General features: G+C 33.2%; 13 protein-coding genes and 1 riboswitch. Of the genes, 9 read left to right on the top strand and 4 right to left on the bottom strand.

Annotation, left to right across the window (positions count from 1 at the left end):
• Positions 1 to 51 precede the first annotated feature (51 nt).
• The 4 genes from ACM55H_RS14440 (at position 52) to ACM55H_RS14425 (ending at position 4,754) form a co-directional block, all read left to right on the top strand.
• Complete coding sequence (locus tag ACM55H_RS14440; protein ID WP_416837177.1) at positions 52 to 909, top strand: hypothetical protein; 858 nt, start codon at positions 52 to 54, stop codon at positions 907 to 909.
• Between the two features lie 35 nt (positions 910 to 944).
• Entirely contained in the window at positions 945 to 1,547 is a 603-nt protein-coding gene (locus tag ACM55H_RS14435) for a DNA-3-methyladenine glycosylase family protein (protein ID WP_416837176.1), read from the top strand.
• A 105-nt stretch (positions 1,548 to 1,652) separates the two neighbouring features.
• Positions 1,653 to 2,183, top strand: coding sequence for an inorganic diphosphatase (locus ACM55H_RS14430; protein ID WP_416837175.1), 531 nt, complete (start codon positions 1,653 to 1,655; stop codon positions 2,181 to 2,183).
• Between the two features lie 111 nt (positions 2,184 to 2,294).
• Positions 2,295 to 4,754 (top strand): sodium-translocating pyrophosphatase, encoded by a 2,460-nt coding sequence (locus ACM55H_RS14425; RefSeq protein ID WP_416837174.1) that lies wholly within the window; start codon positions 2,295 to 2,297, stop codon positions 4,752 to 4,754.
• Between the two features lie 74 nt (positions 4,755 to 4,828).
• Here ACM55H_RS14425 and ACM55H_RS14420 read toward each other — a convergent pair whose 3' ends face one another.
• The 4 genes from ACM55H_RS14420 to metK form a co-directional block, all read right to left on the bottom strand.
• On the bottom strand, positions 4,829 to 5,233 hold the full coding sequence (locus tag ACM55H_RS14420) for a hypothetical protein (protein ID WP_416837172.1): 405 nt from the start codon (positions 5,231 to 5,233) through the stop codon (positions 4,829 to 4,831).
• 189 nt (positions 5,234 to 5,422) lie between these two features.
• A complete protein-coding gene (locus ACM55H_RS14415) occupies positions 5,423 to 6,037 on the bottom strand; it encodes a deoxynucleoside kinase (protein ID WP_039110805.1) in 615 nt (204 codons plus the stop codon).
• Positions 6,037 to 6,822 (bottom strand): hypothetical protein, encoded by a 786-nt coding sequence (locus ACM55H_RS14410; protein ID WP_416837171.1) that lies wholly within the window; start codon positions 6,820 to 6,822, stop codon positions 6,037 to 6,039. The genes ACM55H_RS14415 and ACM55H_RS14410 overlap by 1 nt, the downstream gene beginning before the upstream one ends.
• A 114-nt stretch (positions 6,823 to 6,936) precedes the next feature.
• Positions 6,937 to 8,187 carry a methionine adenosyltransferase gene (metK, locus tag ACM55H_RS14405; protein WP_416837170.1) on the bottom strand — a complete coding sequence of 417 codons (1,251 nt, stop codon included), beginning with the start codon at positions 8,185 to 8,187 and terminating at the stop codon, positions 6,937 to 6,939.
• Positions 8,188 to 8,981: 794 nt separating this feature from the next.
• Between metK and ACM55H_RS14400 the strand changes: the two genes are divergently transcribed.
• The 5 genes from ACM55H_RS14400 to ACM55H_RS14380 all read left to right on the top strand — a co-directional run bounded on the left by ACM55H_RS14400 (position 8,982) and on the right by ACM55H_RS14380 (position 14,603).
• The gene (locus tag ACM55H_RS14400) at positions 8,982 to 10,274 is read left to right on the top strand and encodes an O-acetylhomoserine aminocarboxypropyltransferase/cysteine synthase family protein (RefSeq protein WP_416837168.1); all 1,293 of its coding nucleotides are present in this window, start codon (positions 8,982 to 8,984) and stop codon (positions 10,272 to 10,274) included.
• Positions 10,275 to 10,414: 140 nt separating this feature from the next.
• Positions 10,415 to 11,416: an alpha/beta fold hydrolase gene (locus ACM55H_RS14395; protein WP_416837167.1), complete on the top strand. Its 1,002-nt coding sequence runs from the start codon at positions 10,415 to 10,417 to the stop codon at positions 11,414 to 11,416.
• Positions 11,403 to 12,521, top strand: a complete 1,119-nt coding sequence (locus ACM55H_RS14390; RefSeq protein WP_416837166.1) for a homoserine dehydrogenase family protein — start codon at positions 11,403 to 11,405, stop codon at positions 12,519 to 12,521. Before ACM55H_RS14395 ends, ACM55H_RS14390 begins: the two co-directional genes overlap by 14 nt.
• A gap of 490 nt (positions 12,522 to 13,011) precedes the next feature.
• Positions 13,012 to 13,221, top strand: a complete 210-nt coding sequence (locus ACM55H_RS14385; protein ID WP_416837165.1) for a hypothetical protein — start codon at positions 13,012 to 13,014, stop codon at positions 13,219 to 13,221.
• Positions 13,222 to 13,452: 231 nt separating this feature from the next.
• A riboswitch (SAM riboswitch) is annotated at positions 13,453 to 13,561 on the top strand.
• 79 nt (positions 13,562 to 13,640) lie between these two features.
• On the top strand, positions 13,641 to 14,603 hold the full coding sequence (locus tag ACM55H_RS14380) for an alpha/beta fold hydrolase (RefSeq protein WP_416837164.1): 963 nt from the start codon (positions 13,641 to 13,643) through the stop codon (positions 14,601 to 14,603).
• Positions 14,604 to 14,620: the final 17 nt, after the last annotated feature.

The raw sequence follows: 14,620 nt of genomic DNA, 5'->3' as shown, positions 1-14,620 counted from the left end.
TCGGCATACTTTTTGTTAATTTTTTCATAATATATTTAAAAAGAAATAGAAATGGGGAAAAAATATGTGCTACTTGTGTTATTTTTTATTATTCAATTTAGCTACTCGCAGAAAAAAACTAAAACATTAAATGATACTATTGGACTAAAAGAAGTTGTTGTGATAAAAAAAACGTCTAATAAAAAAGATATCAAAGAAATAATCAAAAAAATTAAGCGCAATTTAAAAGAAAATTACAACCAAGGAAGCGTAAATTATATTGTAAAACATTTTGTGTTAAAAGATGATAAAGATACTTTGACAAACAATATCGTACAGAATAATTTAAATATTAAAGCATTAAGTAAAGACAATATTAGCTGGATGCTTATTGACGATCCGCTGAATTCTTTTGACAGCGACACAACTCCATTTCAAAATTTTGAACCACTTGAAACTGAAGACCATTGGTTTGCGTTATCGGTTTATTATGATAGTTTAAAAGTAATAGATTTCGACTTTTTTAATGATATATCTAATTTTAAATATCATATTTCGGTTGACAATGATATTACAATAGTTAGTTTTACATCTTACAAATATTACAAAGGTTATTTTTCGTTTAATAATAAAAATAATAACCTAACACGTATTGTCTTTATGAATACTAGACCTTATGACTATCAAATTTTCGGATATCAAGGCGGAGAACAATCATTAGAATTTTTTTCTAATTGGACTTATAATAAAGTTACAATCAAGCTTGATTTTGGTGAAACAGATAGTGGAAAGCTTCTATTGACTAATCTTGATGCCATGCAAGAAATGACAAGTTTTAGATTTCAAAGATATTTAAAACCGAATATAATAGTAGCAAATGGCTCTGGATTGAAATTTTATTCTACTTTACAAATGAAAATGATTAATTGAATTTAAGTTAATTCAAGATATTAAAAAATAAAACGATGCAAAAAGCCATTGAATATCTTTTAGAAAAAGACACCATTTTCAAGTCAATCATTGAACAATATGGGATGCCTACAATTCCCATAAGACCTCAAGGATTTGAAACTTTGGTGTTGTTAATTTTAGAACAACAAGTATCCATAGATTCAGCCAAAGCGACTTTTTTAAAGTTAAAGGCCAAAGAAAAGAACTTTGTTCCTGTGGCACTTCTTGATTTATCAGATGAAGAATTTAGGAATCTTGGGGTAAGTCGTCAAAAAACGTCTTATATCAAAGCATTATCAACGGCAATACTGAATAAAGATATTGATTTAGAAAGTTTGCCGACCAAAACAGCTGAGCAAGTGCGACAAGAACTGATTAAGATAAAAGGAATAGGAAACTGGACAATTGATATCTATTTAATGTTTTGCCTTCAAGAGCCAGATTTACTGCCATTAGGTGATATTGCGGTAGTAAATACCATAAAAGAATTACTGGATATTCACAAAAAAGAAGATATGGAAGTTCATACTATAAGATGGAGCCCGCATCGTTCCGTGGCTACCTATCTTTTGTGGCATCATTATTTGAACAAAAGAAATCGAACGGTGGTTTACTAAAGTGCTGTTTGTTACAATTTAATCCACAGATAACCTAATTTTTTCATTGCTGAAAGGGATTCTTTACTTATTTTTGCACCCATAAATATAGAAAAGAAAACTAAAATGACTGCAGACAAATTAACAACTTTCGATGTCTTAATCGAAATACCAAGAGGAAGTAGAAATAAATACGAATATGATTTCGAAATAAAAAGAATGCGTTTTGACAGAATGTTATTCTCGTCAATGATGTATCCAGCTGATTATGGATTTATTCCTGAAACATTAGCATTAGACGGAGATCCACTAGATGTTTTGGTTTTGGTAAACGAGCCAACTTTTCCTGGATGTGTAATGGAAGTAAAACCTATCGGTGTTTTCCACATGGCAGATGATAAAGGACCAGACGAAAAAATCATTTGTGTACCAGTTTCAGACCCAATCTGGAATTCATTAGAAAACCTTTCAGATATTAACCCACACTTGTTAAAAGAGATTGAGCATTTCTTCCAAGTTTACAAAGATCTTGAAAATAAACAAGTAGATGTTGAAGGTTGGGGAGACATAAACGAAGCTTTTGCAATTATTGCTGAGTGTACTAAGCGTTTTAACGATATTGAAAACAAACCAGAGGGATTATTTAGTATTAAATAATTTTCACCTATAATTTTTACAAAAAAAGCAATATTCCGTTAGGAGTATTGCTTTTTTGTTTAAATTCGTTTCGTAACATTACTAATACTAACCAAAAACCAAAAGAAATTTATGAATACAATAATGATTTACTTGCCAATAGTTATGGCAATTGTAGGACTTCTGTTCATGTGGGTTAAAAGAGCTTGGGTATTAAAACAAGACGCTGGAGATGGTAAAATGAAAGAGATTTCAGATTATATTTACGAAGGTGCATTAGCTTTCCTTAAAGCAGAATATAGGTTACTGGCTTTCTTCGTAGTGGGAGCAAGCATCGTTTTAGCCGGAGTTTCATTTGTCGTTCCTACAACACATATATTAATAGTAGTTGCTTTTGTTTTCGGAGCATTTTTCTCAGCCTTGGCTGGAAACATGGGAATGAAAATTGCAACAAAAACCAATGTTAGAACAACACAAGCTGCCCGTACCAGTTTGCCACAAGCGTTAAAAGTTTCTTTTGGTGGTGGAACAGTAATGGGATTGGGTGTTGCTGGTTTAGCCGTTCTTGGTTTAACCTCTTTCTTTATTTTCTTTTTTCATTTTTTTATGAATGGTGTATGGACTTCTTCTGAAGACATGACTAAAGTTTTAGAGACATTAGCAGGTTTCTCTCTTGGAGCGGAATCTATTGCTTTGTTTGCGCGTGTTGGTGGTGGAATTTATACTAAAGCCGCCGATGTTGGTGCGGATTTAGTTGGTAAAGTAGAAGCTGGAATTCCAGAAGATGATCCACGTAATCCTGCTACAATTGCGGATAATGTTGGAGATAATGTGGGTGACGTTGCCGGAATGGGTGCCGATTTATTTGGTTCTTATGTAGCGACAGTTTTGGCAGCCATGGTTTTGGGTAATTATGTTATCAAAGATATGGGTGGAAAAATCGAAGATGCTTTTGGTGGAATCGGACCTATTTTACTGCCAATGGCAATCGCAGGCTTTGGAATATTATTTTCTATCATCGGAACCATGTTGGTAAAAATTACAGATGCTAATGCCAAAGAAAAACAAGTGCAAAAAGCATTAAACATTGGAAACTGGGTTTCTATAGCTTTAACAGCTATTGCTTGTTTCTTTTTAGTACAATATATGTTGCCTACAACCATGAAAATGGAATTTTTTGGAGAAGGAATACAAGATATCTCATCCATGAGAGTTTTCTATGCAACTATCGTAGGATTAGTAGTTGGAGCAACAATTTCATCTGTTACAGAATATTACACGGGATTAGGGACTAAACCAGTAATGGCAATTGTACAAAAATCGAGTACTGGAGCTGGAACAAATGTAATTGCAGGTTTAGCGACCGGAATGATTTCTACATTTCCAACCGTTTTATTATTTGCTGCTGCCATTTGGACTTCTTATGCTTTTGCAGGATTTTATGGTGTGGCTTTAGCGGCTTCGGCGATGATGGCAACAACGGCTATGCAACTGGCAATCGATGCTTTTGGACCTATATCTGATAACGCAGGTGGGATTGCTGAAATGAGTGAATTACCAAAAGAAGTGCGTACAAGAACGGATATTTTGGATTCTGTTGGGAATACAACTGCTGCAACAGGAAAAGGTTTCGCTATTGCTTCGGCTGCATTGACTTCATTAGCTTTATTTGCGGCATATGTAACTTTTACAGGAATTGACGGGATCAATATTTTCAAAGCGCCTGTTTTAGCAATGTTATTTGTTGGGGGAATGATACCCGTAGTTTTCTCTGCTTTAGCGATGAATTCTGTTGGAAAAGCAGCTATGGATATGGTGTATGAAGTACGTCGTCAGTTTAGAGAAATTCCTGGAATTATGGAAGGAACCGGAAAGCCGGAATATGCTAAATGTGTTGATATTTCTACCAAAGCCGCTTTACGCGAAATGATGTTACCGGGAATTTTGACTATTGGTTTTCCAATAGCAATTGTTTTACTTGGTAAATTAGTTTATGGAGACAACAACCAGTTAATTGCTGAAATGTTAGGCGGATATATGGCTGGAGTTACTGTATCCGGTGTGCTTTGGGCCGTTTTCCAAAACAATGCAGGTGGTGCTTGGGATAATGCTAAAAAATCTTTTGAAGCAGGAGTGTTAATTAACGGTGAAATGACGTACAAAGGTTCTGATGCGCATAAAGCAGCTGTTACTGGAGATACTGTTGGTGATCCGTTCAAAGATACTTCTGGACCATCGATGAATATTTTGATTAAATTAACTTGTTTGATTGGTCTTGTAATTGCACCAATTTTAGGTAACGGAAGTCATACCATTTCTGATAAAGCGTCTTGTTGTGTGGCTTCAGGGAAATGCACCTCCATGTCAGCAGAAGAATGTAAAGCAAAAGGTTGTACAAATAAAACCTGTGAATATATGAATGCAGGAGCGATGTCGACTCATGTTATTTCTAAAGAAATTTCAATTCAAAAAACAAGTACCAATGGTGTGGTTGTGGCTACAGTAACGACAACCTTAAATGGTAAAGTGGATACGCAAGTTTTCGAGGGAACTGAGAAAGAAGTTCAGGCAAAAATCGATGCTTTGAAATAAAATAATTAATTGATAGTTAAAATGCCCTGTGAAAACAGGGCATTTGATTTTTTTGTTGGGCAAATAGGTGTCCCTTAAAGGTTTAAAGTGCCCCAATCAGTAGTATCCCAATTTGAAAGTTCTATACCTGCGACAACCAAAAGAACAATCCCTAATGAACCTACTACAATGGCTACATTCCCTATTGTTGTTGCTGTTTTGTCTAGGACACGTATCGTTTTTATGTCACTTACGGTCAACGGTATTTTTTCAATTTTACCTTTGATTTTTTTACGGCCGTAATAGATGCCGTCAATTTGTTCAATTCTGATAAATTTAAGTTTTGTATTATCTGTTTTTACAACTAAAATTTTTCTATCTGCAGTTACAGCCTCATCGATAGTTACCGGTGTTTTTTTATAAACGCTGCAACTTTGCATAATAAGCGCAATAACGAGTAAAAAAGAAACAGTTTTGTTTTTTAAGTTGGTGTTTCTCATGATTTTTAGATTTTAATTAATAATCAGAAAAATCAGTTGATTAATTTTTTATGTATGATAAATTAAGGGGAAAACAAATTACTTTACGATCTAATTAAAGGGTTAAAGTATTGATTTACAAATTTATGAAAATAAAAAAAAATACCTCGCAATTTGTGAGGTATTTTTTTGTCTTATTGTTTTGTTGCTCTAAAATAATCCATTCAACTCCGCATCGATACGATTAAAAATGTGTCCTAAATCTTCAGGATTGTCAACAAAGTTAATATTATCAACATCAATAATTAATAATTTACCTCTATCGTAAGTGTGAATCCAAGCTTCATAACGTTCATTCAATCGGCTTAAATAATCAATAGAAATTGTAGATTCGTATTCACGACCACGTTTGTGAATTTGTCCTACAAGATTTGGAATAGAGCTTCTCAAATAAATTAATAAATCGGGAGCTTTAACTGTTGATTCCATTAATTCGAAAAGAGAAGAATAGTTTTGAAAATCACGATTTGTCATCAAACCCATAGAGTATAGATTGGGGGCAAAAATATGTGCATCTTCATAAATTGTTCTGTCCTGAATGATTTTTTTACCACTCTCCCGAATTTGCATTATTTGACGAAAACGACTATTCAAGAAATAAATCTGTAGATTAAAAGACCAACGCTCCATTTGATGATAGAAATCATCCAGATATGGATTGTCAACTACATCTTCAAAATGGGGTTCCCATTTAAAATGTTTAGCCAATAATCGTGTTAAAGTTGTTTTTCCTGAACCAATGTTTCCTGCTACTGCTATGTGCATTACGGTATTGTGATTTTATAATTTGTAATTCCTTCTGATGTAAAAATAGATAAAATTTGGTCTTTGTAGTAGAATTTTTTAAACGTTTTTTCTAAAATTTCAATTTCGAATTTTTGATTCTTTTCAATGTCTTCAATAGTCAGAATAGCGTTTTTGGAAAAAATAAATTGATTGTCGTTGATGATTTCTATTGAATCAAAATCAGGTGTTTTTCCTTTCTTTGTTATTTTTCCAAAAATGTCACAGGACAACCAATTGTTTTTATCATCTACCCAATAAAACGCATTAAAATTTGATTGATAGTATTTTATGCTTTCCGGGAATGAAGTGGAAATGACTTTATAGTCGTTTTTTAAATAATCATAAAGCCCAATTTGCTGATTCAAACTGTTGTAAACCCACAATTGGTTTTGAGAAGCAATTCCTATAGCGTTCACAACTATTGGAATTGGGTTTTCTGAAAAGTTTATTTTTTGAGTTTCGTTCAGTTGATTGTCAAGTAGGATAACGGTATTGAAATTTTCGTAGAACAAAACAATTTTTAAAGGATTTAGTAAATCTACTTTCGTGATTTTCCCCAGTGTAATGTTTTTGTATTCTAAAGATTCGTTGTCTTTTATTTTAGAAAAAACATTGTTTTTAAGCGTATAATAATAGCCAAATTGGTCGTAGCCTAAAAATTGATCGGCATCAATAGTTAGATGATTTATCTTCGAAGCAAATAGTTTTTGGCTATATGCAACCGAGGACAAAGCCAAAAAAAATACTATAATAAGGTTTTTCATAATTTAAGCAAATTACGAAAAAAGATTGATGTTACCTGCTTCGAAAAAGTCATAAAGCAAAAAAACCATTCGCACTTGTCGAATGGTTTTCTAGGTATAAATAATTTCAGATAATTACAATCCGAAAGCGGTTTTAACTTGTTCAACAAAATCTAATTTTTCCCAAGTAAACAATTCAACAGTAACTGTTTTTTCGTTTCCACCTGGAGCAGAGAAAGTTTTAGTTACCGTTTCTGGAGTACGTCCCATATGCCCGTAAGCAGCTGTTTCGCTGTAAATAGGATTTCTTAATTTCAAACGTTGCTCTATAAAGTAAGGACGCATGTCAAAAATAGCTTCCACTTTTTTAGCAATTTCACCATTGGTTAAATTTACTTTTGATGTTCCGTAAGTATCGATAAAAATCCCCATTGGTTTTGCAACACCAATTGCATATGAAACCTGTACTAAAATCTCGTCAGCAACACCTGCCGCAACTAAATTTTTAGCGATATGACGGGTTGCATAAGCAGCACTTCTGTCTACTTTACTTGGGTCTTTTCCAGAAAATGCACCACCACCGTGAGCCCCTTTTCCACCGTAAGTATCTACAATGATTTTTCTTCCTGTAAGTCCAGTATCTCCGTGTGGTCCTCCAATTACGAATTTCCCAGTTGGATTGATATGGTATTGGATTGCATCATTGAATAAATGAGCGTGTGCAGGATTTTTAGCAATAATCCTTGGAATCAAAATTTCAACGATGTCTTTTTTGATTTTTGCTAACATTGTAGCTTCTTCGTCAAAATCATCGTGTTGTGTTGAGATTACAATAGCATCAATACGAGTTGGCTTGTTGTCATCGCTATATTCTAAAGTTACTTGAGATTTTGCATCAGGACGCAAATAAGTAATTTCGTTATTTTCACGTCTTAAAATGGCTAATTCCTGCAATAATTTATGTGATAAATCAAGAGCCAATGGCATGTAATTATCAGTTTCATTGGTAGCATAACCAAACATCATTCCTTGGTCACCAGCACCTTGTTCTTCAGGATTTTTTCTGTCAACCCCTTGATTGATGTCAGCAGATTGTTCGTGAATAGCAGAAAGGATTCCACAAGAATTGGCTTCAAACATGTATTCGCTTTTAGTGTAACCAATTTTTCTGATTACGTCACGAGCGATTTGTTGTACGTCCAAATAGGTGTTTGATTTTACTTCACCAGCCAAAATCACTTGACCAGTAGTTACTAAAGTTTCACAAGCTACTTTTGAGTCAGCATCAAATGCCAAAAAGTTATCGATTAACGCATCCGAAATTTGATCTGCAATTTTGTCTGGATGTCCTTCGCTTACAGATTCTGACGTAAATAAATAGGCCATAATAATTATTAGTTTAAAATTAAGCGAGAAAAAATAATTGCTGAAAAGGACTAAAGAAGAGTTTCTGCTTTAGCATTTTTTCTACTGAAAAATTTTCAGTATCCATAATGAATTCATTTCATTATGAAGAGGTTGCAATCAGTTCAAATTTTTCCTCTTGTATTCGGGTGCAAATGTATGAAACCATTTTGAATTGCAAATTAATCTTTTGTTTTTTTTAATTTAAATGAAGAAATTTAACATATTCTACTATTTCTATAGAGTTTATAAAATAAATTGATTTTTGTTTGGTAGATTCAAAAAAAGTTTGCACTTTTGCTTCATCAAATAAGGAAAAAATGAAATTAGTTACTATTAATATGTGTTGCATGATGCCGGAATCTTCCGCAGAGCGCACTATTGTATAGTTTTAAATTTTAAAAATATATAAGTAAGACCTCTGCTAATCGCAGAGGTTTTTTTATTTTATGTTGAATCCATGATTTGAAAATTTGAAGAAATAAAAAGAAAGAAAAATTCAATTTTGTCAAACTGATAAATAAAATCCAATGATTAAAACAGTAGTAAATAAAATGATGGTGTGTTGTATGATGCATATGTGCATCCCAATTTGCTATTACCAAAAGTGAAAGATATAATCTTTGTTATAGTTCAAACTATAAGTCCTTTTGGTAAGCCATCCAAAAGGACTTTTTTTTTACTCAATAATCTGAATACACAATAAGTATCACAATCTAAAATTAATAACAAAATTAAAACAAAATAAATAATACTAATTATAAAATCTAAACATCATGAGTACACAAAAATTTGCAACAAAAGCATTACACGCAGGACACGACGTAACAAAAAACGCAGGAACCAGAGCTGTTCCTATTTATCAAACCAGTTCTTATGTTTTCAATAACTCGGAACATGCCGCCAATCTTTTTGGTCTTGCGGAATCCGGATTTATCTATACCAGATTGAATAATCCAACAAATGATATTCTGGAACAGCGATTAGCCACTTTAGAAGGTGGGATTGGAGCGGTAGTTACCGCATCAGGAACTGCTGCAATTGCCACAACATTATTGGTATTGCTAAAAGCTGGAGATCATATCGTGGCTTCTAACAGTTTGTATGGCGGAACGTATAATTTATTAAAAGTTACGTTGCCAAGATTAGGTATCACCACCACATTCATAGATCCATCTGATCCGGCTAATTTTAAAAATGCTGTGAAGGAAAATACCAGAGCATTTTTTGTGGAATCTTTGGGGAACCCAAAATTAGATGTATTGGATTTGAGAGCTATTTCGGCTGAAGCCAAAGCATTCAAAGTACCTTTTATTGTTGATAATACAGTTGCGTCTCCGTATTTACTGAACCCAATTCAATACGGAGCTGATATTGTCATTCACTCTTTGACGAAATACATAACAGGTAACGGAACTTCCCTGGGAGGTGTTATTATTGATGCAGGAAATTTTGATTGGACGAATGGGAAATTCCCGGAATTTGCCGAACCTTCTGCGGGTTATCACGGGTTAGTGTATCACGATGCACTTGGAAATGCCGCTTTCATTGCTAAAGTCCGTATTGAAGGGTTGCGAGATTATGGCGCTGCTTTAAGTCCATTCAATGCTTTTCAAATCATTCAAGGGTTAGAAACGTTAGAAGTCCGTGTCAAAAGACATAGCGAAAATGCTTTGGCTTTGGCCCAATGGCTGGAAATTCAGGACGAAGTGGCTTGGGTAAACTACCCGGGATTGAAATCGAGTAAATATTATATTTTAGTGCAAAAATATTTACCAAAAGGGCAAAGCGGAGTAGTCACTTTTGGATTAAAAGGAGGATTTGAAGCTGCCAAAAAAGTAGCTGATGGAACTAAAATATTCTCTCTTCTGGCGAATATTGGCGATACAAAATCACTAATTATTCATCCTGCAAGTACCACACACCAGCAATTGTCTGACGCGGAACAAATTACAACAGGAGTTTCTAAAGATTTAATCCGACTTTCTGTTGGTTTAGAAGACATAGAAGATTTGAAAGAAGATTTGAAAGCCGTTTTCGAAAGTATAAAAAAATCTCAATTGGTATAAAAGTTTGTTTTTTGGTAGTTAAACTGTCTTTGGTTATTGGTCAGGCCAAGGGCAGTTTTTCTTAAAATAGAAATGTGTAGCATGAATTTGTCACCGTTAAAATCAAATTTTAATCAATTCAGTCTTAAAAATTATTTAAAATGAAAAATATAGAAAAAATAGATCTCTTTAATTTTGATTTAGAAATAGGGAAGCAGAAGCCATACATTTCTTTATCGTATCAAGTTTTTGGTCAGCCTATTGGCAGTTATCCAATTATTTTAGTGAATCATTCTTTAACCGGAAATTCAAATGTTAGTGGTAAAAATGGTTGGTGGAATGGTATAATAGGGGAAAATAAGGCCATTGATACTAATTATTTTACGGTTATCGCTTTCAATATTCCAGGAAATGGATATGATGATGTCATTGGAAATCTTATCGATAATTACCGTGATTTCACCGTTCGTGACATTGCTCGGATTTTTTGGGAAGGATTGTCTTTTTTGAAAGTTGAAAATCTTTTTGCGGTTATTGGCGGAAGTCTGGGAGGTGCAATTGCATGGGAAATGGCAGTTTTGCAACCTGATAAAATTGAAAATCTAATTCCTATTGCTACAGATTGGAAAGCGACGGATTGGGTAATTGCTAATGTTTTGATTCAAGATCAAATTCTTAATCATTCTGATGACCCTATTGTAGACGCTCGATTACATGCTACATTATTATATAGAACGCCAGGATATGTGAATCAAAGATTTCAAAGAAATAAACTAGACAGTTCCTCCATTCTCCAAATCGAAAACTGGCTGCTCGATCATGGGTTAAAATTGAAAGACAGGTATCGATTAGCAGCTTATAAATTGATGAATCATTTGCTGAAAGCGAATGATATTACTCGCAATAGAAAAGATTTTTTGGCTGTAGCCAATACTATTCAAGCGAATATTCATCTTGTTGCAATTGATTCGGATTACTTGTTTATTGTTGATGAAAGCCGCAAAACCTATTTTGGATTGAAAAATATAAAGCAAAATGTTTTTTATCACCAAATCCAGTCGATTCATGGGCATGATGCTTTTTTAATAGAATTCAATCAATTATCAGATATTTTAAATCCCATTTTGAACAATCACAAACAACCAAATTATGTCAACGCTTAGAATAAACGTCGTGCTTTTTGGAATAGGAAATATAGGAGGTGCATTAATACAGCAAGTCTTGGAAAGCCAGCAATTTTTTCTTGAAAAGAAGAATATCGAATTGCGTTTTCCAATAATAACCAATTCCAGTTTAGCTTTTTTTGAAAAGGAAGGCTTGAAAAATACTTGGGAAGCTAATTTTGCGCAATCGGCAATTCCTTTCCGAGTGGAAGATATTATCGAGTATACAGAAAACCAAGGATTGGAAAATTTAATCGCTATTGATGCCACTGCCAGCCCAGAATTGGTAAAATCTTATATTTCATTAATACAAAATGGATTTCATATTGTATCGGCTAATAAAATTGCCAATACTTTGAATCATGATTTTTACAAAGAAATTCGCAGAAACTTAAAGAAGTTTGATAAAAGTTATTTGTACGAAACAAGTGTTGGTAAAGGTGTGCCAATTATCAATACCATTAGGGACTTGCATTTTTCAGGTGAAAAAATCACGAAAATACGGGGCGTTTTTTCCAGTTCATTAAGTTACATCTTTAATAGATTCGGAAATGAAAAGCTTCCTTTTTCGAAAATCCTTCAAGATGCTGAAAAACTCGGCTATACTAATGCCGATTCTAGGGAAGAATTATCCGGAAATGATGTTGCCGAAAAAGTATTGATTTTAGCCAGAGAAATCGAACTACAAGTTGAGATTACAGAGGTAAAAATCACCTCTTTATTGCTGCCAAATCTAAATAGGAAACACACAAAATCAGAATACGCTTCTCGTAAAGATTTATTTGATACTCCCTATAAAATTGCAAAACTGACTCAAAAAGAGCATCATGTTTTAAGATATATTGGAGAAATAGATGTTGAAAGCAATACTATCGAAGTCAAATTAGTTTCGGAACCAATTAATTCCGCTCTAGGTCAATTAAAAGGAACGGATAATATAATTGAAATTTATACTAAATCTAACGGTGTGAATCCAATCATAATTCAGGGTGGAGGTACAGGAAAGCAAATTGTTGCTCGTGGTGTACTCAATGATATTTTGAAAATTTCAGATCGAATGCAACAATTGGATCAAACGAAATATAAAGAAAGAGTTTGGTTGTAATCACGATTGTAATTGCTGTTATTTTTTTTAAATTTTATTTGGAAAATTCAAAAACAATTAGCATATTTGCTGTAAGAAAAAAAACAAAGATGAAATTTAATGTGTGCAATATGTCAAAAGCCATTCAGGAGAAATCCTGCGGGTCGCTTGTTGCTTAAATTTAAATTAAAAATTTATATAGCAAAAGCCTCCCGGATAACGGGAGGCTTTTTTTTTGAAATGCATCGGTCGTAATTTTTTAAACATAAAAAAACAAGAATAAAATGAATACGTTAAATCTACAGAAAACAAATAATTCCAAGGTCAAAAACATGATTTGTGCTAATGCCATTATGTGTATTCACGTCTGTTGATTCCAAAAGTATAAGTTTATAATACAACTTAAAACCCTTTTGGATATCTATCTAAAAGGGTTTTTTCATTTATTCTGAATTTGTTTCAGAATCTATAATTAATTAAAAAGAAAAATAATAGCTAATATCTTAAAATTATGAGAACATTAAAATATTTCCCAAGAACCTTTCGGTTGCTAAAAAATTTTAGTTTCAGGAACAAAATAGAAAATAGTAGCGATTCAAAAAATGAATTGATTCATCCAAGATTTGAAGTATCAAAAAACGATCCTTTGGCACAAAAAATAGTACCAAATTCTTTGCTTTTTCTAATGTATTCAGAAGAGAATGAAGAGCTTTTTATTTAAAAAATCGAATTTCAAGATAGGTTTTGATTCCTTGATATTGTTACTTAAAGTTGTTTTTTCGACGAAGTAGAAAATCCATATAATGGTACTATTCCTTCGTCGAAAAGACAATTGTGAGTTGCTTTTCCAGATTGTTTTTCAATGAAACAATTAGAATCAATTCCTATAAAAATTTGTTTCTTAAAAAAAATAGTAGTTAATTTGTGCCTTTAAGTTCAGAACTGTATTGAAATGTTATAAAGAAAGGCAGAGGGATTAGACCCGATGAAGCCTTAGCAACCCTTCGATTTATCGAAGAAGGTGCTGCATTCTACCACATCATAATGTGGAAAGATAACACTAAGAATTCTCCTAGTTTACTTCTAGCTTTCTTTCTAATATTTCCAGACACAAATCAAAAAATCATAAAAGATTTGAAATTGGAAAATAAACCAACACCTATTACATTACAAAATTTCACCACCGAAAGTGGGGCTTTTTATGCTACCTTAAACTTAAGTTTTCAAGTTTTTGGTCCGGCTTTACATACAGCTCCAATAGTTTTGGTAAATCATGCATTGACTGGAAATTCCCAAGTTGTGGGAGAGAACGGTTGGTGGAATGATTTAATTGGTGAAAACAAAACCATAGATACTACTAAATACACGATACTGGCTTTTAACGTTCCTGGAAATGGTTTTGATGCTACCATCATTGAAAATTATTTGGATTTTAATGCCAGAGATGTTGCCAGAATTTTTATTGAAGGGATTCATTTTCTTAAAATAAAACAACTGTACGCTATTATTGGTGGATCAGTTGGTGGCGGAATTGCTTGGGAAATAGCGGCTTTGGAACCTAAAATTACACAACATTTAATTCCTATTGCAACCGATTGGAAATCGACAGATTGGTTGATTGCCAATTGCTTTTTGCAGGAGCAGATTCTGAATAATTCTTCAAAGCCTATTGAAGACGCTCGGATTCATGCGATGCTTTGTTATAGAACTCCAGAATCGTTCAAGTCAAAATTTGGTAGAACTACTAATGCCGAATTAGCTATTTTTAATATAGAAAGCTGGTTGTGTCATCACGGTGAAAAACTCCAAAAACGATTCCAACTTTCGTCTTATAAAATGATGAATCAATTGCTCAAAACAATAGATATTACTCGAAATAGCGATTCATTTGAAGCGATTGCATCCAAAATTGAAGCTGACATTCACATTATTGGAATCGATTCAGACTTGTTTTTTACGGTAAGTGAAAATAGAGCCACGTATCAGGAATTAAAAAAATATAAAAATAATATTACCTATCAAGAGATTGTTTCCATTCACGGACATGATGCTTTTTTGATAGAATACAAACAATTAGATAATTTGCTTGCCTCTATTTTTTAGGGCACACAATATAAAAA

This window comes from Flavobacterium cryoconiti, from assembly GCF_048158645.1.
GTDB classification, from domain to species: Bacteria; Bacteroidota; Bacteroidia; order Flavobacteriales; family Flavobacteriaceae; genus Flavobacterium; species Flavobacterium cryoconiti.
The sequence above is the reverse complement of the archived record's forward strand: the minus strand, read 5'-3'. Positions and strand labels throughout refer to the sequence as shown.